Here is a 24,623-nt window from a genome sequence, read left to right as displayed (position 1 = left end):
CTGACTGGTCAGTCTAGTACGAGAACGAGACACCTGACGCACGCCGTGCCAAGCCTTGGCCGAGAGACGTCGGCGCCGAGGCGGGTCAGGCTCCGGTGCCGACGCCGATCTCCTCGAGGAACTCCACGACGTCCGCCATCACGCGCTCATCGGTCCCGTGCCCGAGGCCTGGGTGCACACGCATGGACGGCGAGGCGTGCATGGGAAGCCACCTCTCCATGCGGGCCACCTGCGCGGGCGGGATCACCGCGTCGGCGTCGCCCCTGACCCACAGCACGCGGGGACGCGCCTCGGCCAGTCGCGCGTCGTCCGCATCGGGGACGTCCGCGACGAAGCCGGAGAGCACCACCGTGCCCACGATGCGCTCCGGCAGCGTCCGCAGAAGCTCGAGCGCCATGAGCCCTCCCTGCGAGAAGCCGATCGGCACCAGCGGGGCGTCGGCCGGTGCATGATCGTCGATCCAGCGCCAGAGGTCCCCGGTGGCCGCCCGGACCGCGTCCGCCGAGTAGTCGAGCGTCGGGGGGCTCAGCGGGAACCAGGCAGCGCCTCCGAATCCCATCTCCAGGGGCGCCCGCACGGATGCCCACGGGACGCCGATCGGCAGGAGCGGGGCGAGGCCGGCAAGGTCGCGTTCGTCCGCCCCGTACCCGTGCAGCAGGAGCAGCAGCGGCCGTCGGCTCGGCGAGTCCGGCGCCGGCCAGGTGGGCGAGGTGATCGACATCAGGGCGGTCATGCGCCCCAGTATCGCGCGGTGAGGTGTCGCGTCGCGGTGCGCGGGCAGCGTGTTCCGACCCAGGTAGCATGCGGGGAGGCGCTCTCCGGCGTCCACCCCTCCTGTCTACGACGCGCGCTCAGCCTTGTCGCGTGCGCACCCATGAAAGGCGGCATCGTCCCGTGCGTCTCCCTGAAGGACCCTTGGATCTGCGGCTCGTCGTATGCGACATGGACGGAACGCTCCTGGACGAGCACAAGCAGATCCCCGCACGCCTCTGGGGCCTCCTCGATGAGCTGCACCGGAGGGGTATCGCGTTCGCGCCTGCGTCCGGTCGCCAGTACGCGACGCTCGCGGCGCAGTTCGGAGCCGCGGGCGCGTCGCTCGACTACATCGCCGAGAACGGCGCGTACGTGGTCCGGGAGGGCAGGGAGGTCAGCGCAAGCGCGCTTCCGGACGGCACCGTGCCCACGCTGATCGACGCGCTTCGGTCGCGGTCGCGGGCAGGAGCTGATATCGGGGTGGTGCTCTGCGGCAAACGGTCCGCCTATGTGGAACGGACCGACGGGCCGTTCCTCGAGAAGGTGGAGCACTACTACAAGGCGCTCGAGGTGCTCACCGACCTGCACGATGCCGAGGACGACTTCCTGAAGATCGCTGTCTACGACTTCGGCGGAGCCGAGGGCACCGCCGAGTCGCTCGCACCCTTCGGCGCCGACCTTCGGGTCGTCGTGTCGGACCATCACTGGGTGGATGTCATGGCACCGGGCGTGGACAAGGGGCGCGCGTTGGCGGCCCTGCAGCGTGCATCGGCGGTGTCACGAGCGCAGACGGCGGTGTTCGGGGACTTCCTGAACGACCTCGAGATGATGGCGCATGCCGATCTGTCGTTCGCGATGGCCAACGCGCATCCGGACGTCGCGGCCGCGGCGCGCTACCGCGCGCCCTCGAACGCCGAGCAGGGCGTCATCACGGTCCTCGAGGAGCTGCTGCGTCGCCTCTCCTAATACCCCGTGGGGTATTATTGCGGTATGACGAGCATCGTGGCATCCCTCAGGCTCTGGCCTGCCCGTCGATGGTGGTTCACCGTCGGCACCGCGATCGGCACCTTCCTCTTCATCGCGATCCCTACGGACCTCATTCCCAACCCCGTGTTCGGCAGGGAGATACCCCCGACGCCTTGGTCGTGGTGGGCGCTGGGGATCAGCTCGATCCTCGGAGGCCTGGTGGCCGCCACCTATGTGGCGACCCCCGAGGCGGCCCGGACCGAGCGCGAGCGCAGGCTGGGCATGGCAGGAGGAATCGCCACGTTCTTCGCCGTGGGATGCCCCGTGTGCAACAAGCTGGTGCTGCTCGCGGTGGGCTACACCGGCGCGATCCAGTGGTTCGAGCCCGTTCAGCCGTACCTGGCGGCGGGGGCCATCGGACTGCTCGCCTGGGCCTTCGTCGCTCGAGTGCGACGCGAGGAGTCCTGCCTGATCTCGACAGCGGTGGCCGTGCGCCTCGCGGACGGCGACCGCGTCGTTCAGCCCTGAGCTTCGGCGGACGCGAGCGAATAGGCCTGTGCCAGGCCGATCTGCTCGAACAGTCCCGTCGCCACCGTCACGAACGTGTCGGTCGCGTCGGCCGACGCGTCGTGAAGATAGACCTTCTCTGCGGAGTAGAGGCACGAGAACGCCGAGCCGGCAACCGCGCTGGCGATGAGCGGCGACATCTCGCGCCCAGCTCGCGACTCGCGCTCGAGCAGCGCGCGGGCGGCACGCTCCACGTTGTGACGTCGGCGGTGGTTGCGCGCCGCATGCAAGCGGGGCGAGTCGTCGATGATCCGTGCGAGCTGCGAGTGCGCGACGCGGTCGGTCGCGAGCGACAGGAACTCCTCGATCACGGCGAAGGCGTTCGCGACAGCGATCCACGCAGGCACGTCATCGCCCTGGTCGAGGATCTTGGCTGCGATCTCGTCGCCGAGCTCGTCGTAGAAGTGCAGGAGGACCGCGTCCTTCGTCTCGAAGTGACGGAAGAAGGTCCGTCGGGACACTCCCGCGCGCTCCGCGATCATCTCGATCGTGGTGTCGTCGTATCCGTTCTCGGCCACCAGCGTGCGCGCTGCCCCGGCAAGGGCGGCACGCACTCGGCGGCGTGCGGCCTCGCGGGCTCCCACAGGTCGGTCTTCAGTCATGGTCACCTAGTGTACGGGATACAGGCTCACTTTTGAGAACGTTGAAGCACCGAGTGTCAGTCGGCGGGTGCGCGCTCAGATGCGGGCTCGACTGCCGCGGCGCGTGACCCGTCCCGTCGGGGGAGCGCCCGCAGCTGCGGGACCGCCACCAGCGCAGCGGCCAGAAGAGATGCCGCCACCAGGAACGACGGTCCGTAGCCGACCGTGGCAGCAACGAGCCCTGGTGCGACCGCGCCGATCACGGAGCCGGGGTAGTTGAAGAGGTTCACCCGCGCGACGATCTCATCGCTCCTGCTCGGCTCGAGATCTCCCGCAGCCGAGAACGCGAGCGGCGCGAGCACGCCGATGCCCAGCCCCGCGAGCGCGAGCCCCACGAAGACAGCGGCCACGGTCGGGACGGCGGCCATGGTCGCGAGGCCCGACGCCCCGACCGCGAGGGCGCCGCCGGCGAGCGGTGCTCGGCCCCAGCGACGCACCACCACGTCGGACGCCAACCTGGTCGCCAGCGTCGTCGCCTGGTAGATGCCGTATCCGAGCGGCGCGATCATGAACGCCACGCCGAGCACCGCGACGGTGCCGGTCAGCGCCAGCTCGTCCTGAAGGTAGAGGGTCGTCCACGTGCTGAGCGTGGAGTCCGCGGCGAACGCGGCGAAGACCACGAACCCGATGAGCACGAGACCCAGGGCTGGGATGGGCGCTCGCGCGGCCCTCTGCGCAGGCGTGGTGGCACGCGCCTCGCGAGTCCTGTCGAGGATCCGCGTGCCGACCAGTGCGACGGCGGCCGCGACGGTAGCAGCGACTCCGAGCGCGAGCGACGCGCCAAGAGAGGACCCGGAGGCGCCTGACATCAGGACGGCTCCGCACGCCGCCGCGACCGTGGCCGTAGCGAAGAAGGAGCCCATGACCGACCGCCCGATCAGACGCTGCACGAGGACAGCCTGCATGGCGGCGGACGCGTCGGCGCCGCCGAGGCCCAGACCGTACACGCCGAAGAAGACCCAGAACAGCGGGAACGGCTGAGCGACGAGCACCCCGGCGAGCGCGATCGCCTGCGCAGACAAGGCGAGGATCAGCGACATGCGGGAGCCCCAGCGCACCGCCACCCGATCGGCGAGCACGGACCCGCACGCGGCGCCCACCACGACGGTCAGCGTGATGAGCGCCACGACGTCGTCGTCGATGCCGTACCGGTTCTTGAAGAAGGGCAGAGCCGTCACGACCGTGGCGTAGCTGAGGCCCTGAGCGGCGTACGCGGCGGTGACGCCACGCCGTTCAGTGCGGCTCGACACGTCTCCAAGGGTGCGCGTCGTCATCCGGGCTCCTACCCGTGCCTTGCGGCGACCAGGCGGAACGCCTCGTCGGCGACCTCCAGCGTTCGGTCGATGTCCGCGTCGGTGAGCGAGGCGTTGAGGAAGTGGTTGTGATGCGACGTGATCCACAGGCCCCGTTGGACGCACTCGGCGACCCACGCCTGGTGCAGCAGCAGCGAGTCGTCGTCGGCGAGCCGAAGATAGAAGAGCGCCGGCTCCCCTGAGGCGACGAGGGTGAGACCGTGCCCGGCGGCTGCGGCCACGAGGCCGTCGGTCACCTTGCGGCCCCGGGCTCGGAAGAGGGCAGGCGCGTCGATCTCCTTCAGCTTCGTGATCGTCGCGATCGACGCGGCGAACGGCACCGCGCTCATCCAGTAGGAGCCCGTGTACGTGAGTGACGCGACCGACTCCTTGAACTGCCCCCTTCCACACAGTGCGGACAGGTTGTAGCCGTTGCCGATCGCCTTGCAGAAGCAGATCAGGTCCGCCTTGATCCCGTAGTGGTGGTCGGAGCCTGCAAGATCGAGCCGCCAGCCGGCCCGCACGTCGTCCATGATGAGGACCACCCCGTGACGGTCGCACAGGTCGCGCACCCCCTGCCAGTAGCCGGGCGCGGGGAGCACGTTGTCCAGGAAGTTGCCGTGAAAGTACGGCGTCGAGATGAACGCCGCGATCTCGCCTGCGTGGCGCTCGAACATCGCCTCGAGCGCGATCAGGTCGTTCCACGGGACGTCGAGGTTGTTCGCCACGTCCTCCTCGAGGACGCCGGGGTAGTCGAGCTTCTGAGTCCAAGGCGCGACCCCGTGGTAGTAGCCCTCGACGAAGACGACCTTCTTCCGGCGCGTGTGCGCGCGCGCAGTCATGACCGCGAGCGTCGTCGTGTCGCCGCCGTTCTTCGCGAAGAACGCCCAGTCGGCGGACGCCACCGTCTCGACGAGCAGCTCGGCAAGGTCCACCATCACGGTCGACGGGAGGGTCACCACGTCCTCGACCCTGGCCTGGGCTGCGGCGGCCGCGTCCACGTCGCGGTCGCGGTACCCGAGCACGTTCGGGCCGTAGCCGCACATGTAGTCGATGTACTCGTTGCCGTCCACGTCCCAGAAGCGGGAGCCCTCGGCGCGGGAGGAGAACCGGGGGAACGCGCCGTTCGGGATGAAGCATCCCTCCGACGGCCCCAGATGCCCCGGGACTCCGGCGGGGATGACGCGTGCTGCCCGGTCGAACGCCGCGAACGACGCCGAGTACGTGTAAGGGGCGATCGGGGTGGTGGTCATCTCAGTCTCCGAGGTAGTGGCCGACGCGGTCGAGGATGCGGCTGACGTTGTCGAGCATCGGGATGTAGCCCCGCATGCCGAGCGTGCCGTCGCAGATGCTGCTGAGGGCCGACGCGCGCCCGGACAGGACGTCGCCCGCGACGTCGAGGTCCGCGAATCTCAGCGCCGCCCGCGCGGGCTCCTCGGCACCGGCGCCGATGAAGGTGAACCGACCCCGCGCGACGAGCAGGCGCAGGTCGATGTCATCGCCCACCTCGAGAGCCACCTCGCCGTCCGGCACGTGCGCGGCCGAGAACCGTCCAGAGCGGTCCTCATTGGCGACCTGGGCGATCGCGGCCGCCGCCACATGCAGGATCATCAGCGTGGACGCCTCTCGGACCGACGGATCCCCCAGGTCGTTCGCGGTCGGACGAAGGTAGCGGCCGAGCAGGTCTGCCAGCCGGGTGAACGCGCCGGTGAGGAACCGCAGCCCGGCAGGGGAGGCGACGGGGATCGGTTGCGCGCTGCCGGCGATCATGCGGTTCAGGTGGTCGGGCGAGGTGAACAGCAGCGTCACCCTGCGGGCCCCGGAGGCGGCGCCTGGCGCGATCGCCTTGTCGGTGAAGGTGTAGGCCGCAGGGGCGACGCCGGGTGCCTTGAGGATGACGGCGGTCGGCCGCGTGAGCCCGGCGAGGACGTCTCGTGCGTCGGGCACGCGGGCGGCGAGCACAGGCAACGCACCCAGGACGGCGTGCGCGTTCACGTGCGCGGCCACCCTCGGGTCCAGTTCAGTGAGCATCTGACGTTCCTTCCTGATGATCGACGGGCGCTGCCGTCGCCGCGAGCGCGCGCGCGTGGAAGCGCGCGGTCGCCTTGGCCGCATCCGTGTCGTGGTCGGCCAGCCACGTGGTGGTGATCCCGTCGAGCACGGAGACGGTGTGACGGGAGAGCTCCTCGAGCGGAAGCCCCCACGTCCGTCCGGCAGCCTGGGCAGCCTGGGAGAGCAGCTCGCCGACCATGCGATAGGCGCCGGCATAGCGTCCCGGGGCCGGCGGCGATCCGAGCCGGGCGCGGGACGCGTGGAGCATGAGCTCCAGGAACGCGAGCTCCCGCCCGGGCTCAGCGACGAGCAGGTCGACATAGCCCTCCAACCCTGCGGCCAGCACTCCCGCGAGGCCTTCCGTGCGAGTTGCCTCCACGAGTCCCTGCTCGGCCACGAGGCGCTCCGCCGCGGTGACCTCGTCCGCCGCTGCTGTCAGCAGGGCCTCGACGTTGTCGAACGCATAGTGGAGCGCACCCAGGGGCATCTGCGCCTCCTGGACGATCCTGCGCGCGGTCGCCCCTGCCATGCCGTCACGCTCGATGACGGTGAGCGTCGCTGAGATGAGGAGCCTCCGGCGCTCCTCAAGCGGGATCCTTGCCATGTCAGTCCTTCGTGAGGTCGGCTGCGACTCGCAGCGCGACGCGGGTAGGGGCCAGACGAGAAGCGTGCGCGGTGACACGGTTGCGCCACCCGGCGACGCGCGTGGGGCGCGTCCGCGCGCGGGAGAGCGCGGCGAACGCCTCGTCCACCACGGCCTCGACGGTGAGCACCTGACCCACCTTGAACCGCTCTGAGCCCGCGGCCTCGAAGAACTCGGTCTCCGTAGGTCCAGGGCAGAGCGCGAGCACCCGCAGGGGCGTGCCCTCGGCCTCCTTCCAGAGCGCCTCGGTCAGGGAGCGGACGTACGCCTTGGAGGCGGCGTAGAGAGCGATGCTCGGCAGAGGCTGAAATGCCGCCGTGCTCGCCACGTTCACCAGCACTCCGTGCTTCGCGTCGAGCAGCGCAGGCAGCAGCAGTCGCGTCAGCTCGGTGAGAGCCACCACGTTGACCTGAAGGAGGCGCCGGACGGCGTCCGGGTCGGACTCCGCGAAGGGACCGTCGATCCCGAAGCCCGCGTTGTTGATGAGCGCGTCCGGCTGAATGTCGCGCGTCGCGAGCTCGGCCGCGATCCGTTGGGCCGCGCCCGGCTCTGCGAGGTCCATCGGGATCACGACGCACTTCACGCCGTGCGCCGCCTCGAGCTCGAGGGCCAGAGCGTCCAGCCGGTCCTTGCGGCGTGCCACGAGCACCAGGCTCGCTCCGCGCGCGGCGAACCGACGGGCGAACTCGACGCCGAACCCGGAGCTCGCTCCGGTCACCACCACGCATCGCGGGTTGGCCGTCATCTGCTCTGCCTCCCTCCGAAGTATTGGACGTACGTCCAATGAGCCGTACTGAACACGCTCCCTCGGCCTCCCGGCAAGCGCAGCGACCCAGAATTTACGCGCTGTTAACAGGCGCGATCTGCCGGGCAGGGCGGCCGCCGGGTGAAGCGACCGACGCGATGCAAGACTGGGCGGGAACCATCCACCACTCACCGACAGGAGCGACAACGATGATCACCAGCAAGGCGACGACAAGGTGGCAGGGCGGGCTCAGCGACGGCAAGGGACTCACGAGCCTGGGATCCGGAACCGCGGAGGTCCCGGTCGACTGGCGACAGCGGTCGACCGGCGAGGGCACCTCGTCGACCCCGGAGGAGCTCCTTGCGGCTGCGCACTCCGCCTGCTTCGCGATGGCGTTGTCGAATGCGCTCGAGCAGAACGGCACACCGCCCCTCGAGATGCGAACCGACGCCCGGGTGCAGTTCGTGCCGGGCGAGGGGATCACCTGGAGCATGCTCACCGTCCACGCGCATGTGCCTGGTCTCGATCCGATCGAGTTCGGGCGGATCGCCGAGGATGCGAAGGACAACTGCCCGATGTCCAAGGCGCTCGGCGCGATCGACGTCAGCCTTGAGAGCGCGACGCTTCAGCAGTGAGACCGTGAGGCCTCGCCGCCTCCACCGCGTCGGCGGCCTGCTCAAGCGCGCCCGTCACGGCGAGGACGGAGGGATCCGCGGCGGACACCGCCCGCGCGGCGGTGAACACCGCCCGGTGGGCCGCCGGTGCGAGCGCGCGCGCCGCGAGCGCGGCCGTTCCGCGGCTCCACATGAGGCCTGGCAGCAGGCCGACGGCCAGGCCGGCCTCGATGTACGCGGCGTGCGCCTGGAGGTCGGCGGACTCGAAGCGCACGTCGGGCTCGAAGCCGCTGAGGCGACAGGCCTGCTCGGCGAAGTGCCTGGTCGCGGTACCGCGCGGCTCCATCACCCAAGGAGCGTCGGCGACCTCGACGAGTGCCGTGGCTTCGGACCATCGACCGCCCACGCAGAGCCTGATCTCGTCACGCATGAGGGGGCGCCGGACCATGTCGGGATAGTGCGGGGCGGAGTGGTGGGGATACTCCTCGGCGATCACGAGGTCGAAGTCCCGCGCCCACGTGTCCGCGAGCGCAGCTCCCGGCTCGGACTGGGTCACGAGCACGCGCACGCCGGGGTGGCTGATGGCGAGCGAGCGCAAGGCGGGCGGCACGAGCGTGAGCGCCGCGGACTGGAACACGGCGAGCCTGACGGTGCCGGAGGGCGTGCCCTCATCGGCGTGGAGCTCTGCCTCAGCGTGCTCCATCACCTTCAGGAGCTCGTCGGCGCGCAGCACGAGACGGGTCCCGGCGGGCGTGAGCCGGAGGCGCCGACCGGCACGGGTCGTGAGCGCGACTCCCGCCTCGCGCTCGAGCGCCGTGAGCTGCTGCGAGACGGCGGATGGCGTGTATCCCATCGCCTCTGCGGCGCCCGCCACGGTGCCACGGCGATCGAACTCGCGGAGCATGGCCAGGCGGGTGAGATCGAGCATGAGCAACAGTTAAGCAGGTCTGGTCTCATGGAGGTAGGAATGTGAACTGGTGCTGAATCGAAGTCGTGCCCACACTTGACTCCCATGGAGACCCCTGGAGGAAGCACCATGATCCGCACCGCCGCCGCCGCGCAGGGCGGGGACGTCGCATCGCACGGCCCGGACGAGGTGTCCGCGCAGGTGCGCGCATGGCTCGAGGCCTCGCGCCAGCACCGCGTCACCGGCGCGGCAGCCATGCTCGCCGATCTGCTCGGACGCGAGGGCGGTCTGGCATTCCTCACGCAGTTCGTCGACGAGGTGATCCGGCCGGAGGACCCGCGCGTCGCCGCACGGAGCCTCCGCGCGCTGTCCCGCAAGAGCGAGGGCAGGCTCGCGCATTGGCAGCGTGCCGCGCTCGGCCTCGGATCCGTGGCTTCGCGGGTGCTGCCGGGCGTCGTCGTCGGAGCAGCACGCCTCACTGTGCGCACGCTCGTCGGACATCTCATCGTGGATGCCAGCCCCAAGCGGCTCGGCGGTGCGCTCGCACGGCTGCGGCGCGACGGCCATCGTCTCAACGTGAACCTGCTCGGCGAGGCCGTGCTCGGCCAGCAGGAAGCGGATCGTCGCCTGGCCCGCACGGAACAGCTGCTCACCCGCGATGACGTCGACTACGTGTCCCTGAAGGTGTCGGCGGCGATCGCGCCGCACAACCCGTGGGCGCTCGACGAGTCCGTCGGCCACATCGTCGAGACGCTGCGCCCCCTGCTGCGCACGGCGAGGGCGGCGGGAGGCTTCGTCAACCTTGACATGGAGGAGTACCGCGACCTGGACTTGACGGTCGAGGTCTTCACCCGTCTGCTCGGCGAGGAGGAGTTCGCGTCGCTCACCGCAGGGATCGTCCTGCAGGCCTACCTTCCCGACTCGATGCCCGCCATGCGCAGGCTCCAGGCCTGGGCCTCCGACCGCGTCGAACGCGGCGGCGCTCCGATCAAGATCCGTCTGGTGAAGGGCGCGAATCTGTCGATGGAGCGGGTGGACGCCGAGATGCACGGCTGGCCGCTCGCCACATGGGGATCCAAGGCGGAGTCCGACGCGCAGTACAAGCGCCTGCTCGACTACGCGCTGACGCCGGAGCGCACCCGTGCGGTCCAGATCGGAGTCGCGGGCCACAACCTCTTCGACGTGGCGCACGCCTCGCTGCTCGCCGCTGAGCGAGGGGTCGCGGACAAGGTCGACTTCGAGATGCTCCTGGGCATGGGCGAGCACGTCGCGAAGGCCGTCGCAGCCGATGTCGGCGCGCTGCGGCTCTACACGCCCGTCGTGCATCCCAAGGAGTTCGACGTCGCGCTCGCCTACCTGGTCCGGCGCCTCGAGGAGGTGGCGAGCAAGGAGAACTTCATGTCGTCGCTGTACGCGATCGACGCCGACCCGGCGGTCTTCGCGCGTGAGGAGGGCCGTTTCCGTGAGGCGTGGATGCTCGCCTCGGAGCCTGCCGTCGAGACCCACCGCGGCGTCCCGCGTCCGGCACCGGCGCCCGCCGCAGGGGGCTTCACGAATGCTCCTGACACTGACCCGTCGGTTGCTGCGAACAGGGCGTGGGCCGCGGCGATCAGAGCCCGGGCGGCGACGTCGGCACTTGGGGTGGACACCCTGCGGGACGCTCGCATCGACGACGCATCGTCCCTGTCCGCCGTCATCGGCGCCGCGCAGTCAGCCGCGACCGCCTGGGCGCAGATCGGCGCGCAGGCACGAGCAGCCGTGCTCGAGGCCGTGGCCGTCGAGCTCGAGGCACGGCGCGGCGACCTGGTCGAGGTCATGATGTCCGAGGCCGGGAAGACTGTCGACCAGGCGGACCCGGAGGTGTCGGAGGCGATCGACTTCGCACGGTACTACGCCGCGAGGGCCGTCGAGCTGGAGCAGTGGGAGGGCGCACGGCCCGTCCCGCGCAGTGTGACCGTCGTGACGCCGCCATGGAACTTCCCGGTCGCGATCCCCACGGGTTCGACGCTCGCCGCGCTCGCCACAGGAAGCGCGGCGATACTCAAGCCCGCCGAGCAGTCCCCGCGCTGCGGCGCGGTCATCGCGGAGATCCTCTGGGCCGCAGGCGTCCCGAAGGACGCCCTGCAGCTCATCGACATCGACCCGGAGGCGCTCGGCGAGCAGCTCGTCGGAGACCCGCGCGTCGACCAGGTGATCCTCACCGGTGGCTACGAGACCGCACGCCGCTTCCTGCAGATCCGCCCCGACCTCAAGCTGTTCGCCGAGACGAGCGGCAAGAACGCGATCGTCGTGACGCCATCCGCGGACCTCGACCTCGCGGTGAAGGACATCGTCGCATCCGCCTACGGTCACGCCGGCCAGAAGTGCTCTGCAGCGTCGCTCGTAATCGCCGTCGGCACGGTCGCCACCTCGCATCGGTTCCTCACCCAGCTCGAGGACGCGGTCCGGTCCCTCACCGCAGGGCCGGCCGACGAGCCCCGCACTCAGATGGGGCCGCTGATCGAGCCCGCCTCGGGCAAGCTGCGCCGCGCGCTCACGGCCCTCGAGCCGGGGGAGCGGTGGATCGTGGAGCCCACCCCCCTTGACGAGACGGGACGCGCCTGGACTCCGGCCCTGAAGGCAGGCACGCGGCCGGGCTCGTTCTTCCACATGACGGAGTGCTTCGGGCCCGTGCTCTCCGTGCTCGCGGTCGCCACGCTCGACGACGCGATCCATCTGCAGAACGCCGTGGACTACGGCCTCACCGCAGGCATCCACTCCCTGGACCCTGCAGAGGTGTCGCATTGGCTCGACCGCGTCGAGGCGGGCAACGCGTACGTGAACCGTGGCATCACCGGTGCGATCGTGCAGCGTCAGCCGTTCGGCGGCTGGAAGCGCTCCGTGGTCGGGCCGACGTTCAAGGCGGGCGGACCGCATTACCTGTCCGCGCTCGTCGACTGGGAGCGCACCGAGATCGAGGACGCCGAACCGACCTCGCCTCGACTCCGCGCCTTCCTCGACCGCGCGCAGGCGCCCGCGTGGGTGCGCAGCGCCGTCGCAGCGGACGAGCGTGCATGGGCTGAGCAGTACGGCACGGCGCTCGACCGTACCGCGCTCGCCTGCGAGATCGACGCGCTTCGGTACCGGCCTGCGGAGGTGGACATCCGGTGGGATGGGGAGGCATCGACCGACGAGCTCATCAGGGCGTGCGCCGCTCACTTCGTCACCGGCGGCGAGGGCGTGGTGTCGGCCCCGATCCCGTTGCCAGGGCCGCTCGCGCTCGCGCTCGACGAGCTCGACGTGGAGTTGAGGCTCGAGGACGACGCGATGTGCATCCTGCGGGCCTCGGCGCACCAGGGGACCCGTGTACGCGCGGTCGGTCGGCTCGTGGGGAACACCGTCGTCTCGGTGTTCGACCACACGGTGACGGCCTCGCCTCATCTGGAGCTCACCCCGTTCCTGCGCGAGCAGGCGGTGTCGATCACCGCTCACCGCTACGGCACGCACTTCGAGGCGGCGCGGCGGGTGGCCGACTCGCTCTGAACCGTGTCCCGCGCAGTGCCCGCACCTGCGCATGCCGTGCGACGACGAATCCTGTCAGACCGGCCAGTCGGTGGAACCCGCGAGGTAGGCACGTGCGAAGGCCGCCGTCGCTCGGGCAGCTCGTGATGCGGAGATGGTGGAGGCCTGTCCCGCGTAGCCGGCAAGCATGAGGCCCGGCATGCCCGCGACCCGGCCCTTGTCCACGCGGAGCCCACCCCCTGTGCCGGGTACGCCGAGCGGGCGCAGATGGTCCAGCGCGGGCTCGAACCCGATAGCCCAGATGATCGCGTCGGCCTCCCAGGTCGTGCCGTCGGCGCTGACGAGGCCGACGGGGGACAGGCGCACCGGCATCGGATGCGCATGCAGCAGACCTCGCGCGCGCAGCCTGCGTACGGGCGGGGTGAGAGGGATCCCCGTGGCGGACACGATCGACGGCAGGGGCAGGCCGGCCGACGCGGCGGCGTCCTGCGCTGCCACGGCGGCGCGCCCACGGGCGAGGCCCAGCTCCGACGAGGCGTCCTCGATGATCTGGGGCGGTCGACGCGTGTACCAGCGGATCTCGGACGCGGTACCTGCCAGCTCGTCCATGAACCCCAGCGCTGAGAGCCCACCACCGATGACGGCGACGCGCATCCCTGCGAACGCCCCAGCGCCGGGATACTCGGGGGTGGTGAGCTGTGAGCCCTGAAACATGTCGATGCCAGGGACGACAGGCTGACGAGGCCTGGTCCAGGTGCCTGTGGCGCTGACGACGACCCGTGACTCGAGCACCGGGACCTCACTGCCCGGCGCCGCCTCGAGCAAGAACACGCCCTGCGTCCTCGTCACCCGGGTGACGCGCACAGGTCTCGCGACGGGGAGCCCGTACGCACGCTCGTATTGCGCGAGCACCCCGGGGACGGCATCGCGAGCAGGGAGGCCGGAAGGCACGTCGTCGAACGAGAGGCCGAGCTCGCGCATCCCCGGCAGGTCTGCGAGCCGGTGGGTCCGTCCGAGCGTCAGGGACGGCCACCGATGCTGCCACGCACCGCCTGCCGTGGGGCCCGCGTCGAGCACGGCCAGCCGCGCGCCGAGGTCCCTCAGGTGGAAGGCGACTGCCAGCCCGGCCTGACCTGCGCCGATGACGGCGACGTCCACAGGTCAGGCGGTGGGATCGGTCGCCATGACGACCCGCATCATCGTCGCCGCGAACTGCGGCGCGATGTCAGGGGTCAGGCGCGAGGTGTAGGCCTCGCGCACCGCCCTCGCGAAGACGAGAAGGGCCGGCGCCAGCACCTCGGAGCCTTCCGAGGTGAGCCCCACCCACGTGCCGCGGAGGTCCTCCTCGCAGACCACGCGCTCGACCAGCCCCCGGCGCTCCATGCGGGAGACCTGATGCGAGATGCGGGACTTCTCCCACATGAGCATCTCGCCGAGCGCGCCTACGCGAACCCGATGCTGGTCCGCGGTCCAGAGCGCGTGAAGGATCTCGAAGTCGGCCGCCGAGATGCCCGCCTCCGCCTGCAGCCGCTGCTCGACACGGTTCCACAGTTGACGGGACATCAGGGCGAACGATCGCCACAGGGCCCATTCACGCTCGTCCAGCGGGTTCTCCGTCATGCGATAAGACTACCGAGCGGCACCCGGGACCGGGATTCGCGGCGCGCCGCGCCTATCCTGGGCCCGTGGAGCACGAATCGCCGTCGCACGCCTCGCCGCTGCCAGTCCCTCCAGACCTCGCGCGTCGCGCCTTCTGGCACGACCGCTACGCCGAAGGCAGCGCGTGGTCGGGGCACGTCAACCCGGCGCTCGCGGAGGTAGCGTCGACGCTCGAGCCCGGGACCGCGCTCGACCTCGGATGCGGTGAGGGCGGCGACGTGCTGTGGCTCGCCGAGCACGGATGGCATGCGACCGGTCTGGACGGTGCCGCACCGGCGCTCGACAGGGCCCGGCGCGAGGCGGGGCGGCGCGGCCTCACGGCAAGGTGCGACCTGATCGAGGCCGAGCTCGCGCGCTGGCAGCCCGACCGCGCCTGGGACCTGGTGGCGTGCCACTACCTGCACGAGGACGCGGTCCTGCGGGAACGAGTCCTGTCCGCGGCGATCGACGCGGTCGCGCCGGGAGGCACTCTGCTGTTCGTCGGCCATCACCCGGACGAGCCCGAGGAGCTGGCGGGTCCTCGGCGGCACACGAGGTTCCGCGCCGAGGAGCTCGCCGCCTCGTCCAGACTTGCTGAGGGGTGGCGCGTGCAGACTTCTACCAGGCCGCGCGTCTCCGTCAGGCAGGGCATCCCTGTCGACCGCCTCGACACCGTGCTGGTGGCCACGGCCCCGTCGCCGTGACGGAGACAGGTCGACGCACCCCCGCGCACCCTCGCGGCTAGGCTGGAGAGGCGGACGACGAGGTTCGCGCTCGACGAACGGAGACTCTCATGGACGGCAAGGCCACAGACACCCGTCGGTACACCTTCGAGCAGATCCGTGCCAAGGAGCTCGCGCGTGGCGCCACCGAGGACGAGGCCGCGCGGGTGGCTGCCGAGACGGTCGACAAGGTGATGGCCGAGAAGGGTCTCAAGGACTGACGTCGCTGGCAGCCATGCACGTCTAGACTCTGCGGGGTGGAGCCCTCGCGTGAAGTCTGGACGGTCCCGAACCTCATCAGCATGGTGCGGATCGGCCTGGTCTTCGCGTTCGGAGCGCTGCTCGTCACCCACCACGACGGCTGGGCGATCGCCGCGCTCGCAGCAGCAGGGGTGTCGGACTTCCTCGACGGATACCTGGCCCGCAGGTGGGGCCAGGTGACGGCGCTGGGCCGGATCCTCGATCCCACGGCCGACAGGCTGCTGACCATCGTCGTCGTCCTCGGCCTCGCGTTGCGCACGATCATCCCGTGGTGGCTGGTGGTGATACTCCTGCTCCGCGACGCCGCCGTCGGCGCGGCGCTGCTCGTCGGACGCTCGCGCGGGGTCGTCACACCTCAGGTCACGTTCATCGGGAAGGTCGCGACGGCGCTCCTCTACGTGTTCCTGCCGCTCGCCTATCTGGCTTTCGCGCGGTGGAACCCCGTGCACGCGCTTGCCGTCATCGGCGCGTGCGTCGCTGCGGTGCTGTACTGGTGGGCCGGGCTCGGATACGTGCGCGATGTGCTCGCCCGGGTCCGCGGAGCTGCGCGCGCCACCCCGGACCCTGACGAGCCCACTGCCTAGAATGATGATGTCCCCTCGACCGCTGGAGAGACCATGACCTACGACGAGAGCCCCGTGGAGCGCACCATGGCGCTCGGCGCGGGGATCCCCGCGACCGACGACACCGGCCCCTACCGTCTGTCCCCCCAGGACCAGGCCGCGGTCGACGCGCTCTCCGACGACCACGCCCTCCTGATCGTTCACCACGGCCCGAACGCGGGCGCGCGGTTCCTTCTCGACGTGGACGTGACGACCGCCGGCCGGTCGGTGTCCGGGGACATCTTCCTGGACGACGTGACCGTCAGCCGAGAGCACGCGCAGTTCGTTCGTGACGGAAGCACGTTCCTGGTACGGGACTCCGGCTCGCTGAACGGCACGTACGTGAACCGGGAGCTGGTGACCGAGGCACAGCTGCACGAGGGTGACGAGGTCCAGATCGGCAAGTACCGGCTGACCTTCTACCCCGGACGCCCGGCCTGATCTGCCGATGGCCCTTCCAGCCCGTTCCGCCGACGACGGCGTCCCGTCACCGAGCGCCGCCGTCCGCGGGAAGCCGGGAGAAGCGGGGCCCGCATGGCCGCATCAGCTGTCCCATGAGCCCCTGCTGCGCGTGTCGGATGTGCTGGCTCTCGTGCAGCCGGAGTTCCCCACGCTCACGCCGTCCAAGCTGAGGTTCCTCGACTCCCACGGACTGGTGTCCCCGGTCCGTACGAGCTCGGGCTACCGCCAATACTCGCCGGCGGACGTGGAGCGGGTCCGGTTCGTCCTGCGTCAACAGCGGGACCACTTCCGGCCCCTGGCGGTGATCGCCGACCGGCTCGCCGCACTCGATGCCGGCACCATGCATGAGGTCGTCACCCCGCGTGCCGCCGACGATGCCACGCCCGCGTACCTCGATCGTGCGCAGGTCGCCGACGCAGCCGGTGCCGAGCCGCAGCTCGTGGACGCATGCGTCGAGGCGGGCCTGCTGGGTGAGGAGACCACCGCTGGATTCGAGTCCGAGCGCGTCGAGGCCGTTGTCGCGGCGCGCGCCTATGTGGAGGCCGGCGGCGACGTGCGCACGCTGCGGGCGCTCACCCGCGCCGCAGACCGTGAGGGCGAGCTGGCTCGGTCGATCGCGGCACCCCGTCGCGCGCGAGGAGACGCGGACGGCGCGGACGCTGCGGCGACGGCGATGGCCGAGGCCGCGGTCGCATTCTTCGCGTCCTGCGTGCGCAGGGCTGCGCGAGGCTAGAGGCGAGGGTGCCGCGTGGCATCGACCGCGCCGGCGCGACACGCGGTACCGTGAAACGCGGATGTCGTTGGCTCTGGCAGCTGCAGGCCCTAACGTTGAAGTCAAGGTTGAAGCCGGGGGAGGAACGATGGCGAAGAACGACGAGCAGAGGTTTCCCGTCATCGTCGACCAGGGCGTGCTGTTCGCGGACGGCATCGCCGACCTCGACGAGAACGCCGGGTATCGCGGGCCCATAGCGTGCAAGGCGGCGGGCATCACCTACCGTCAGCTCGACTACTGGGCTCGCACTGGTCTGGTGGAGCCGACTGTCCGCACCGCGACCGGTTCGGGAACCCAGCGGCTGTACGGCTTCAGGGACATCCTCGTGCTCCGTGTGGTGAAGCGCCTTCTCGACTCCGGCGTCTCGCTGCAGCAGATTCGGCTCGCCGTGCAGCACCTGAGGGATCGTGGTGTCGAGGACCTCTCGCGCATCACCCTGATGTCGGATGGCGCCTCAGTCTACGAATGCACCTCCGATGACGAGGTGATCGACCTGGTGCAGGGCGGTCAAGGAGTGTTCGGCATCGCTCTCGGGAAGGTGTGGCGTGAGCTCGAGGGTTCGCTTTCCGCGCTTCCGACCGACCGAGGTGAGCCGGGCCCGCAGGCGGACCCTGACACGGTCGACGAGCTCGCTGCGAGGCGTGCGCGCCACACGCAGGTCGGTTGAACCTCTCGCGCCCGTCGCGACTCTTGCGGGGAGCACCTAGGCCCTGAGCCCCATGCGTTGACGACTTCGGTGTGCTTTGTCCTTCCCTGCAAACCTGGCAAGATAAAGACACCGTCGAAGGGAAGTCAATGTTCTCCAAGGTGCTCGTCGCCAACCGTGCCGAGATCGCAGTGCGGGCCTTCCGCGCCGCATATGAGCTCGGGGCCCAGTCCGTCGCCGTGTTCCCGCACGAGGACCGAATGTCGGAGCACCGGCTGAAGGCGGCGGAGGCCTACCAGATCGGTACGGTCGGGGAGCCGGTGAAGGCATATCTCGACATCGACGAGATGATCCGGGTCGCCAAGCACGCGGGCGCCGATGCGATCTACCCCGGCTACGGGTTCCTCTCGGAGAACGTCGAGTTCGCGCGCCGAGTCGCCGAGGCGGGCCTCATCTTCATCGGCCCACCGCCGGAGGTGTTGCAGCAGGCGGGTGACAAGGTCGCAGCGCTCAAGGCCGCACGTCAGGCGGGCGTGCCGGTGCTGCAGTCGTCGGAGCCTTCCAAGGACACCGAGTGGCTCATCGCCGAGGCGGACAAGATCGGCTTCCCCATCTTCGTGAAGGCGGTGGCGGGCGGCGGCGGACGCGGCATGCGTCGCGTGGAGTCCCGAGATCTGCTCCCCGAGGCCCTCGGCGCGGCGATGCGTGAGGCTCAGAACGCCTTCGGCGATCCGACTGTCTTCCTTGAGCAGGCGGTGCTCGGACCGCGCCACATCGAGGTGCAGATCCTCGCCGACGCCGAAGGCAACGTCGTCCACCTCTACGAGCGTGACTGCTCGGTTCAGCGACGTCACCAGAAGGTCGTCGAGATCGCCCCCGCGCCCAACCTCGACCCGGCGATCCGGGATGCGCTGTGCGCCGACGCCGTCAAGTTCGCGAAGTCGCTCGGGTATGTGAATGCCGGAACGGTCGAGTTCCTGGTCGCCACCGAAGGCGAGCGCGCCGGCCAGCACGTGTTCATCGAGATGAACCCACGCATCCAGGTGGAGCACACCATCACGGAGGAGGTCACCGACGTCGACCTCGTCGCGGCGCAGATGCGTATCGCCTCCGGGGAGACGCTCGAGGAGATCGGCATCCGACAGGAGGCGATCGAGGTCCGTGGCTTCGCCATCCAGACCAGGATCACCACCGAGGACCCCACCAACGGATTCCTGCCGGACACGGGGCGCATCATCGCATACCGCTCGCCAGGAGGTGCCGGCATCCGCCTCGACGGCGCGACCGGCCTCGCGGGCAACCGCATCCTCGGCCACTTCGACTCCATGCTCGTGAAGCTCATCTGCCGCGGGCACGACTTCGACACGGCGGCGCGCCGCGCCTCGCGCGCGCTCGCCGAGTTCCGCATCCGCGGCGTCACCAACAACATCCGTTTCCTGCGCGCCGTGCTCGAGGACCCCGACTTCCGCAAGGGCGGAGTCACCACCTCCTTCATCGACCAGCGGCCTTACCTGCTCGACGTGGGTGAGGACAAGGCGCGTTCCACCAAGGTCCTGCAATACCTGGGCCACGTGTCGGTCAACAGGCCGAACGGCGAGCACGGCGAGAAGGTGCTGCGGCCGGGGGAGAAGCTCCCTCCGGTCGACCTTGACGTTCCGGCGCCGGCGGGCACTCGTCAGCTCCTGCTGGAGAAGGGCCCCGAGGGCTTCGCGCGCCACCTGCGCGATCAGACTGCTCTGGCAGTGACCGAGACGACCATGCGCGATGCGCATCAGTCGCTGCTGGCCACACGGGTGCGCACCTTCGACCTGCTGGCGGCCGCAGGCCATACCGCGCGCCTCACGCCAGAGCTGTTCTCGGTCGAGTGCTGGGGTGGCGCGACCTACGACGTCGCGATGCGCTTCCTCTCGGAGGATCCGTGGCTGCGCCTGTCCCGTCTTCGCGAGGCGATGCCGAACATCGCGCTCCAGATGCTGCTGCGCGGTCGCAACACGGTCGGCTACACGCCTTACCCCGACGAGGTCGCGCACGCATTCGTCGAGGAGGCGACGGAGGTGGGCATCGACATCTTCCGCATCTTCGACGCCCTCAACGACGTCGACCAGATGCGTCCCGCCATCGAGGCGGTGCGTGGCACCGGTCAGGCGGTCGCCGAGGCGACTCTCTGCTACACGTCGAACATGATCGACCCCGGCGAGAAGCTGTACACGCTCGACTACTACCTCCGGCTGGCCGACCAGCTTGTCGAGGCAGGCGCGCACATCCTCGCGATCAAGGACATGGCAGGCCTGCTGCGCCCCGCAGCGGCATATACCCTGGTATCCGCCCTGAGGGAACGCTTCGACCTGCCTGTCCACCTTCATACTCACGACACGGCGGGCGGTCAGCTCGGCACGCTGCTCGCGGCGGCTGAGGCCGGCGTGGACGCTGTCGACGTCGCGAACGCCGCGATGGCGGGCACCACGTCGCAGCCTCCCATGTCGGCCTTGATCGCGGCGCTCGAGCACACGACTCGTGACACGGGGCTGTCGCTCGCGGCAGCGCAGGACCTGGAACCGTACTGGGAGGCCGTGCGCCACCTCTACGCTCCGTTCGAGTCGGGGCTGCCTGGACCGACCGGCCGTGTGTACCGTCATGAGATCCCGGGCGGGCAGCTGTCGAACCTGCGTCAGCAGGCGATCTCGCTCGGCCTCGCCGACCGGTTCGAGGCGATCGAGGACATGTACGCCGCGGCGGACCGGATCCTGGGACACCTCGTCAAGGTCACCCCGTCGTCGAAGGTCGTGGGGGATCTGGCGCTGCACCTCGTGGCCAACGATGCCGATCCCGCCGACTTCGCGGAGAACCCCGGCAAGTACGACGTTCCCGACTCGGTGATCGGCTTCCTGCGTGGCGATCTCGGTGACCCGCCCGGCGGATGGCCCGAGCCGTTCCGTACGAAGGCGCTCGAGGGCCGCAGCGAGGCGAAGCCCACGGCGGAGCTCACGGAGGACGACCGCACGATGCTGCGGTACTCCGGTGCGGACAGGCAGCGCAGGCTCAACCACCTGTTGTTCCCTGGGCCGGCGAAGGAGTTCGACGAGGCGATCGAGAAGTACGGAGACATCTCTGTCATCGACACCTACCACTACCTGTACGGGCTCACTGTGGGAAGCGGTGAGGAGGCGAATGTCGACGTGTCCGAGGGCGTGCGCATGATCGTCGCGCTCGAGGCGCTCGGCGAGCCTGACGAGCACGGTGAGCGCACTGCGATCTTCGCGTACAACGGGACGATGCGTCCGATCCAGATCCGCGACCTCGCCGTGAAGGTCGACGTCGTCTCCCGTGAGCGTGCCGACAAGAACAACCCCGGTCATGTGCCTGCGCCGTTCACCGGTGCCGTGACGGCCTCTGTCGAGGTGGGCGCGAAGGTCAAGGCCGGTCAGACCGTCGCCGTGATCGAGGCGATGAAGATGGAGTCCTCGATCACGACCTCGGTCGCGGGCACCGTCAGCCGCATCGCCATCGGCGGGACCGAGCAGCTGTCGGGCGGCGATCTGGTGGTCGTCGTCGAGCCTGGTGCGGGGCCCGAACCGGCGGACGAGGAGCCCACGGCGACGGGGGAGTAGGGGACTGGTCCTCGATCCTCCGGGACCCTCGTCCCGCGCGTTCGAAGGCCCTGCGGTGGACCATTGACCTACACCCCGGTAGAAGGAGGAGACGATGAAGATCCTGGTTGCGGTCGGTTCCAAGTACGGCGCCACTCGCGAGGTCGCGAAGCACATCGCCGACCAGATCGCGGAGCGCGGCTTCGACGTGGACTTCGCGGACGCCTGCGACGTGCAGGGCCTTCACTTCTATGACGCTGTCGTGCTCGGGTCGGCGGTGTATGGCGGCCTCTGGCGCCGGGACGCGTCGAACCTGCTGCGGCAGAACACCGAGGAGCTTCAGAAGAAGGACGTCTGGCTGTTCTCGGTCGGCATGGAGACCGTCATCAAGCCTGGCCAGCCCCTCGACGAGTCCGATGGCTTCAAGGAGCTCGTCGGGGCCCACGACCATGCACGGTTCCCCGGCGCGCTCGACTACGACCGGCTGAACGTGGGGGAGAAGGCGCTGATCACCGCGCTGAACCCGCCGCGCGGCGACTTCCGCGACTTCGAGGCAGTGCGCGACTGGACCTCCGAGATCGTGCAGCGGCTCGAGGAGCTCTCCTTCGCCTGACCGTGGCGGCGTAGCCCACATGAGTGCGATTGGCCACACGGTCGGGTGGTCCGTTGCGCGGAATCTGTCGATTCGCCGGTTTGCGACGCTATGCTCGGATCCTCCACTAGTGAGGGGATGTACCAGCCATGGTGATGACTGACGCGTCGTGGCGGCGGCTTGGTGGCCTGGTGGTGATCGGTGCCATCGCGGGTGCCGTGTGGTACTTCCTGCCTCGCGCTGACAGCACCACGGAGGTGCCGCTCACGACGGTGCACGGCAAGTCCTCGTCGAACGTCCTTCAGGTCAGCTTCGGCGACTGCAGCCGCGAAGCCGACGTTCATGTCGATGAGAGCGCCACGACGGTCACCGTCACCGTCCGTCTGGACTGGACCACGAAGCTTGACTGTCCTACCAACGAGGCGGTCGACAATCTGACGCTCGACCAGAACCTTGGTGACCGCTCAGTGATCGACGGCAGCACGGGTACAGCGGTCGAGGTGCTCGCTCCGGAGGAGTGATGCGGAACGCCCGCCTCAAGCCCATTTGTCATAATGTGCATTATCGGCGTAACACGGGTGTGCGTGGGAGCGCTGGTGCGTCCCTGAGCGCTGCGGCCAGGGCCACCAATCCTCGGGTCAGCGCGGCGACGTCTTCCGCGTCCATCGACGCGAGAATCCGGCGCTCGTTCTCCAGGTGCACCGGATATGCCTCGAGGCAAGCCTGACGACCGGCGTCGGTGAGCGTCACCCACACGACGCGCCGATCGTCATCGTCCTTGCGGCGCTCGACGAATCCGCGTTGCTCAAGGCGCCCGATCCGATGCGTGGTCGTTCCTGACGTGATCATCATCTGACGCTCCAGATCGCCGGCGGTCATCGCGTACGGCGCACCTTGGCGCGTCAGCGTCGCAAGCACGTCGAACTCCCATGACTGGAGCCCGAGCTCGTCGAACACTGCATCGATACGCGTCTGGACCAGGCCCGACAGCCGGTTCAGGCGGCCGATCGTCGCCATGGGCGTCACGTCGATCGATGGCGCCTCGGTCCGCCATTGCGTCAGGAAGTGCTCGACCGCGTCCATCAGTGCCTCGCTTTCAGCGCCGTAGAATTATCTTGACATCAAGGTATCACCCTATTTATCTTGACATCAAGACACTAGGGAGACCGATGAACCGCACCCGCATGCTCGTCGTCACAGCGATCGCGCCGGCACTCTGGGGCACCACCTACCTCGCCACCGCGACACTGCTGCCCGCCGACCGCCCGCTCACCGCCGCGGCCGTTCGAGCCCTGCCTGCAGGCGTGGCCCTGCTCGCCCTCTCCCCTGCCCTTCCGCACGGTCGTTGGTGGTGGCGCTCCGCCGTGCTCGGCGCGGCCAACATCGGGTTGTTCTTCGGGCTGCTCTTCGTGTCCGCCTACCGCCTGCCAGGCGGGGTGGCCTCGACCCTGAGCGCGACCCACCCCATCTCCGTAGCCGTCCTCGCGGCCGTGGTACTGCATGAGGCGTGGAGCCGACGACGCTTGTGGGGTGCGTTCCTCGGACTGGGCGGCGTGGCATTGCTCGTGCTCGGCCCTGACGCTCAGCTCGATCCCTGGGGAGCGCTGGCGGCGGTCGGCGCGGGCGCATCGAGTGCTGCCGGGGTCGTGCTGATCAAACGCTGGGGACGCCCCGTCGGGCTGCTCCCGTTCACCGCATGGCAGCTCATCTGGGGCGGCGTGATGCTCGCGCCGTGGGCGCTGGCCATCGAAGGTGCGCCCGCCGGCCTCACCGGGGCGAACCTGGCGGGCTACGCGTGGATCGGACTTGCAGGCACCGTCGTCGCGCAGCTGCTGTGGTTCCGCGGCATCCAGTCTCTGCCCGCCGGAGAGGTGAGCATCCTCGTCTTTTTGACCCCCCTCACCGCCGTGATGCTCGGCTGGGCGGTGCTCGGCGAGCGCCTCACGTGGGTGCAGCTCGTAGGCGCGGCCGTGATCGCGGGCTCCGTGACGCTGTCCTTCAGGGCGCGCGTGGGCGCGCGTCCAGCATCTTCGGACTCGGCACCCGGGCCAAGTGGACCCCTGACCCGCGCCATCTCCGGCGGCACAGCCGCAACGGCCGACGAGCACGGCTCGAGCCGCCCGGTCGCCGCGCCTCGGACCCCCGCTTCTGCCACCATGGGAGTGTGCCGAGCACCCGCGCGCAGATTGGAACAAAGGCCCTGACACGGACGTTGATGGGGTGAGCAGGCACCACCCCGCCTGCTGGAGAGGGAGGCTGACATGGCCGATCGAGCACTACGCGGCATGCGACTGGGAACCCAGTCGCTGGAGTCAATCGAGCATGCGGAGCTCGCGGCTCGTCGTGACGTCCACTACGACTGCCCCAACGGGCACATCCTGACGTTCCCCTTCTCCGTCGAGGCTGATGTGCCGCTCTCGTGGGAGTGCCATTGCGGCGCTCTCGCACTCCTCAGGGACGGCGATCAGCCCGAGGCCAAGGAGGAGAAGGCGGCGCGGACGCACTGGGACATGCTGCTCGAGCGTCGCACCATCCCTGAGCTCGAGGAGCTCCTGGAGGAGCGCCTGGAGTACCTGCGCAGCATGCGCGCGAGCTGACACCCGCGTCAAGGACGAGCGGCGTCGCCCCACGGGCGGTGCCGCTCGTCTCGTTTCACGGGT

26 protein-coding genes are annotated in these 24,623 nt (G+C 69.7%); 15 read left to right on the top strand and 11 right to left on the bottom strand.

The genetic code is table 11. The annotated features are described in order from the left end of the window. Positions 1–85 precede the first annotated feature (85 nt). Entirely contained in the window at positions 86–733 is a 648-nt protein-coding gene (locus RN607_RS06930; RefSeq protein WP_313545276.1) for an alpha/beta hydrolase, read from the bottom strand. Between the two features lie 209 nt (positions 734–942). Between RN607_RS06930 and RN607_RS06925 the strand changes: the two genes are divergently transcribed. Both RN607_RS06925 and RN607_RS06920 read left to right on the top strand, forming a co-directional pair. Beyond that, positions 943–1,719, top strand: coding sequence for a Cof-type HAD-IIB family hydrolase (locus RN607_RS06925; protein WP_313545274.1), 777 nt, complete (start codon positions 943–945; stop codon positions 1,717–1,719). Positions 1,720–1,743: 24 nt separating this feature from the next. Further along, positions 1,744–2,247, top strand: coding sequence for a hypothetical protein (locus RN607_RS06920; RefSeq protein WP_313545272.1), 504 nt, complete (start codon positions 1,744–1,746; stop codon positions 2,245–2,247). Here RN607_RS06920 and RN607_RS06915 read toward each other — a convergent pair. Genes RN607_RS06915 through RN607_RS06890 form a run of 6 tightly spaced genes read right to left on the bottom strand, consistent with a single transcriptional unit; the run spans position 2,238 to position 7,659 of the window. Further along, positions 2,238–2,888 carry a TetR/AcrR family transcriptional regulator gene (locus tag RN607_RS06915; RefSeq protein ID WP_313545270.1) on the bottom strand — a complete coding sequence of 217 codons (651 nt, stop codon included), beginning with the start codon at positions 2,886–2,888 and terminating at the stop codon, positions 2,238–2,240. The genes RN607_RS06920 and RN607_RS06915 overlap by 10 nt on opposite strands. 56 nt (positions 2,889–2,944) lie before the next feature. Next, positions 2,945–4,201 carry an MFS transporter gene (locus RN607_RS06910; RefSeq protein ID WP_313545268.1) on the bottom strand — a complete coding sequence of 419 codons (1,257 nt, stop codon included), beginning with the start codon at positions 4,199–4,201 and terminating at the stop codon, positions 2,945–2,947. A gap of 8 nt (positions 4,202–4,209) precedes the next feature. Beyond that, on the bottom strand, positions 4,210–5,472 hold the full coding sequence (locus RN607_RS06905) for an aminotransferase class III-fold pyridoxal phosphate-dependent enzyme (protein ID WP_313545266.1): 1,263 nt from the start codon (positions 5,470–5,472) through the stop codon (positions 4,210–4,212). Between the two features lies 1 nt (position 5,473). Next, positions 5,474–6,250 (bottom strand): hypothetical protein, encoded by a 777-nt coding sequence (locus RN607_RS06900; protein ID WP_313545264.1) that lies wholly within the window; start codon positions 6,248–6,250, stop codon positions 5,474–5,476. After that, on the bottom strand, positions 6,240–6,875 hold the full coding sequence (locus RN607_RS06895) for a TetR/AcrR family transcriptional regulator (RefSeq protein WP_313545262.1): 636 nt from the start codon (positions 6,873–6,875) through the stop codon (positions 6,240–6,242). Before RN607_RS06895 ends, RN607_RS06900 begins: the two co-directional genes overlap by 11 nt. A 1-nt stretch (position 6,876) precedes the next feature. After that, positions 6,877–7,659 (bottom strand): SDR family NAD(P)-dependent oxidoreductase, encoded by a 783-nt coding sequence (locus tag RN607_RS06890; protein ID WP_313545260.1) that lies wholly within the window; start codon positions 7,657–7,659, stop codon positions 6,877–6,879. A gap of 209 nt (positions 7,660–7,868) precedes the next feature. Here RN607_RS06890 and RN607_RS06885 point away from each other — a divergent pair, with 209 nt between their 5' ends. Continuing rightward, on the top strand, positions 7,869–8,294 hold the full coding sequence (locus RN607_RS06885; protein WP_313545258.1) for an OsmC family peroxiredoxin: 426 nt from the start codon (positions 7,869–7,871) through the stop codon (positions 8,292–8,294). Here the strand turns inward: RN607_RS06885 and RN607_RS06880 are convergent. Continuing rightward, positions 8,263–9,201: a LysR family transcriptional regulator gene (locus tag RN607_RS06880; protein ID WP_313545255.1), complete on the bottom strand. Its 939-nt coding sequence runs from the start codon at positions 9,199–9,201 to the stop codon at positions 8,263–8,265. The two genes, RN607_RS06885 and RN607_RS06880, sit on opposite strands and share 32 nt — an antisense overlap. A gap of 108 nt (positions 9,202–9,309) precedes the next feature. Here RN607_RS06880 and RN607_RS06875 point away from each other — a divergent pair, with 108 nt between their 5' ends. Continuing rightward, the gene (locus RN607_RS06875) at positions 9,310–12,702 is read left to right on the top strand and encodes a proline dehydrogenase family protein (RefSeq protein WP_313545253.1); all 3,393 of its coding nucleotides are present in this window, start codon (positions 9,310–9,312) and stop codon (positions 12,700–12,702) included. A gap of 54 nt (positions 12,703–12,756) precedes the next feature. Here RN607_RS06875 and RN607_RS06870 read toward each other — a convergent pair whose 3' ends face one another. Further along, positions 12,757–13,839 (bottom strand): flavin-containing monooxygenase, encoded by a 1,083-nt coding sequence (locus RN607_RS06870; RefSeq protein ID WP_313545251.1) that lies wholly within the window; start codon positions 13,837–13,839, stop codon positions 12,757–12,759. 3 nt (positions 13,840–13,842) lie between these two features. Further along, positions 13,843–14,301: a MarR family winged helix-turn-helix transcriptional regulator gene (locus RN607_RS06865; protein ID WP_313501356.1), complete on the bottom strand. Its 459-nt coding sequence runs from the start codon at positions 14,299–14,301 to the stop codon at positions 13,843–13,845. Positions 14,302–14,366: 65 nt separating this feature from the next. Between RN607_RS06865 and RN607_RS06860 the strand changes: the two genes are divergently transcribed. The 9 genes from RN607_RS06860 (at position 14,367) to RN607_RS06820 (ending at position 22,484) form a co-directional block, all read left to right on the top strand. Next, the gene (locus tag RN607_RS06860; protein ID WP_313545249.1) at positions 14,367–15,023 is read left to right on the top strand and encodes a class I SAM-dependent methyltransferase; all 657 of its coding nucleotides are present in this window, start codon (positions 14,367–14,369) and stop codon (positions 15,021–15,023) included. Between the two features lie 89 nt (positions 15,024–15,112). Beyond that, positions 15,113–15,262, top strand: coding sequence for a hypothetical protein (locus RN607_RS06855; RefSeq protein WP_313501351.1), 150 nt, complete (start codon positions 15,113–15,115; stop codon positions 15,260–15,262). 36 nt (positions 15,263–15,298) lie between these two features. Continuing rightward, complete coding sequence (locus tag RN607_RS06850) at positions 15,299–15,886, top strand: CDP-alcohol phosphatidyltransferase family protein (protein ID WP_313545247.1); 588 nt, start codon at positions 15,299–15,301, stop codon at positions 15,884–15,886. 33 nt (positions 15,887–15,919) lie between these two features. Continuing rightward, positions 15,920–16,345 carry an FHA domain-containing protein gene (locus RN607_RS06845; protein WP_376784251.1) on the top strand — a complete coding sequence of 142 codons (426 nt, stop codon included), beginning with the start codon at positions 15,920–15,922 and terminating at the stop codon, positions 16,343–16,345. Between the two features lie 7 nt (positions 16,346–16,352). Further along, positions 16,353–17,099 carry a transcriptional regulator FtsR gene (gene ftsR / locus RN607_RS06840; protein ID WP_313545245.1) on the top strand — a complete coding sequence of 249 codons (747 nt, stop codon included), beginning with the start codon at positions 16,353–16,355 and terminating at the stop codon, positions 17,097–17,099. 127 nt (positions 17,100–17,226) lie between these two features. After that, positions 17,227–17,805, top strand: coding sequence for a MerR family transcriptional regulator (locus RN607_RS06835; RefSeq protein WP_313501342.1), 579 nt, complete (start codon positions 17,227–17,229; stop codon positions 17,803–17,805). A 128-nt stretch (positions 17,806–17,933) separates the two neighbouring features. After that, positions 17,934–21,392, top strand: a complete 3,459-nt coding sequence (locus RN607_RS06830) for a pyruvate carboxylase (protein WP_313545243.1) — start codon at positions 17,934–17,936, stop codon at positions 21,390–21,392. A gap of 94 nt (positions 21,393–21,486) precedes the next feature. After that, on the top strand, positions 21,487–21,984 hold the full coding sequence (locus tag RN607_RS06825; protein ID WP_313501336.1) for a flavodoxin domain-containing protein: 498 nt from the start codon (positions 21,487–21,489) through the stop codon (positions 21,982–21,984). Positions 21,985–22,112: 128 nt separating this feature from the next. Then, complete coding sequence (locus RN607_RS06820) at positions 22,113–22,484, top strand: hypothetical protein (RefSeq protein WP_313545241.1); 372 nt, start codon at positions 22,113–22,115, stop codon at positions 22,482–22,484. A 40-nt stretch (positions 22,485–22,524) separates the two neighbouring features. Here RN607_RS06820 and RN607_RS06815 read toward each other — a convergent pair whose 3' ends face one another. Beyond that, on the bottom strand, positions 22,525–23,046 hold the full coding sequence (locus RN607_RS06815; RefSeq protein WP_313545239.1) for a MarR family winged helix-turn-helix transcriptional regulator: 522 nt from the start codon (positions 23,044–23,046) through the stop codon (positions 22,525–22,527). A gap of 86 nt (positions 23,047–23,132) precedes the next feature. On the opposite strand from RN607_RS06815, the gene RN607_RS06810 reads away from it, so the two are divergent. Together RN607_RS06810 and RN607_RS06805 are read left to right on the top strand one after the other, a co-directional pair. Next, complete coding sequence (locus RN607_RS06810; RefSeq protein WP_313545237.1) at positions 23,133–24,167, top strand: EamA family transporter; 1,035 nt, start codon at positions 23,133–23,135, stop codon at positions 24,165–24,167. 57 nt (positions 24,168–24,224) lie between these two features. Further along, positions 24,225–24,560, top strand: coding sequence for an RNA polymerase-binding protein RbpA (locus RN607_RS06805; protein WP_313501325.1), 336 nt, complete (start codon positions 24,225–24,227; stop codon positions 24,558–24,560). The last annotated feature ends 63 nt before the right edge of the window (positions 24,561–24,623 follow it).

The sequence above is a fragment of the Demequina capsici genome (assembly GCF_032102965.1).
GTDB lineage: Bacteria > Actinomycetota > Actinomycetes > Actinomycetales > Demequinaceae > Demequina > Demequina capsici.
Note: the sequence above shows the minus strand (reverse complement) of the source record. Positions and strands in the feature narration are given on the sequence as shown.

What these genes read in the sequence shown, in the direction of transcription:
- RN607_RS06930 (WP_313545276.1), bottom strand. Translation starts at nt 733, where the DNA reads ATGACCGCCCTGATGTCGATCACCTCGCCCACCTGGCCGGCGCCGGAC.
- RN607_RS06925 (WP_313545274.1), top strand. Translation starts at nt 943, where the DNA reads ATGGACGGAACGCTCCTGGACGAGCACAAGCAGATCCCCGCACGCCTC.
- RN607_RS06920 (WP_313545272.1), top strand. Translation starts at nt 1,744, where the DNA reads ATGACGAGCATCGTGGCATCCCTCAGGCTCTGGCCTGCCCGTCGATGG.
- RN607_RS06915 (WP_313545270.1), bottom strand. Translation starts at nt 2,888, where the DNA reads ATGACTGAAGACCGACCTGTGGGAGCCCGCGAGGCCGCACGCCGCCGA.
- RN607_RS06910 (WP_313545268.1), bottom strand. Translation starts at nt 4,201, where the DNA reads ATGACGACGCGCACCCTTGGAGACGTGTCGAGCCGCACTGAACGGCGT.
- RN607_RS06905 (WP_313545266.1), bottom strand. Translation starts at nt 5,472, where the DNA reads ATGACCACCACCCCGATCGCCCCTTACACGTACTCGGCGTCGTTCGCG.
- RN607_RS06900 (WP_313545264.1), bottom strand. Translation starts at nt 6,250, where the DNA reads ATGCTCACTGAACTGGACCCGAGGGTGGCCGCGCACGTGAACGCGCAC.
- RN607_RS06895 (WP_313545262.1), bottom strand. Translation starts at nt 6,875, where the DNA reads ATGGCAAGGATCCCGCTTGAGGAGCGCCGGAGGCTCCTCATCTCAGCG.
- RN607_RS06890 (WP_313545260.1), bottom strand. Translation starts at nt 7,659, where the DNA reads ATGACGGCCAACCCGCGATGCGTGGTGGTGACCGGAGCGAGCTCCGGG.
- RN607_RS06885 (WP_313545258.1), top strand. Translation starts at nt 7,869, where the DNA reads ATGATCACCAGCAAGGCGACGACAAGGTGGCAGGGCGGGCTCAGCGAC.
- RN607_RS06880 (WP_313545255.1), bottom strand. Translation starts at nt 9,201, where the DNA reads ATGCTCGATCTCACCCGCCTGGCCATGCTCCGCGAGTTCGATCGCCGT.
- RN607_RS06875 (WP_313545253.1), top strand. Translation starts at nt 9,310, where the DNA reads ATGATCCGCACCGCCGCCGCCGCGCAGGGCGGGGACGTCGCATCGCAC.
- RN607_RS06865 (WP_313501356.1), bottom strand. Translation starts at nt 14,301, where the DNA reads ATGACGGAGAACCCGCTGGACGAGCGTGAATGGGCCCTGTGGCGATCG.
- RN607_RS06855 (WP_313501351.1), top strand. Translation starts at nt 15,113, where the DNA reads ATGGACGGCAAGGCCACAGACACCCGTCGGTACACCTTCGAGCAGATC.
- RN607_RS06845 (WP_376784251.1), top strand. Translation starts at nt 15,920, where the DNA reads ATGACCTACGACGAGAGCCCCGTGGAGCGCACCATGGCGCTCGGCGCG.
- ftsR (WP_313545245.1), top strand. Translation starts at nt 16,353, where the DNA reads ATGGCCCTTCCAGCCCGTTCCGCCGACGACGGCGTCCCGTCACCGAGC.
- RN607_RS06835 (WP_313501342.1), top strand. Translation starts at nt 17,227, where the DNA reads ATGGCGAAGAACGACGAGCAGAGGTTTCCCGTCATCGTCGACCAGGGC.
- RN607_RS06830 (WP_313545243.1), top strand. Translation starts at nt 17,934, where the DNA reads ATGTTCTCCAAGGTGCTCGTCGCCAACCGTGCCGAGATCGCAGTGCGG.
- RN607_RS06825 (WP_313501336.1), top strand. Translation starts at nt 21,487, where the DNA reads ATGAAGATCCTGGTTGCGGTCGGTTCCAAGTACGGCGCCACTCGCGAG.
- RN607_RS06820 (WP_313545241.1), top strand. Translation starts at nt 22,113, where the DNA reads ATGGTGATGACTGACGCGTCGTGGCGGCGGCTTGGTGGCCTGGTGGTG.
- RN607_RS06815 (WP_313545239.1), bottom strand. Translation starts at nt 23,046, where the DNA reads ATGGACGCGGTCGAGCACTTCCTGACGCAATGGCGGACCGAGGCGCCA.
- RN607_RS06810 (WP_313545237.1), top strand. Translation starts at nt 23,133, where the DNA reads ATGAACCGCACCCGCATGCTCGTCGTCACAGCGATCGCGCCGGCACTC.
- RN607_RS06805 (WP_313501325.1), top strand. Translation starts at nt 24,225, where the DNA reads ATGGCCGATCGAGCACTACGCGGCATGCGACTGGGAACCCAGTCGCTG.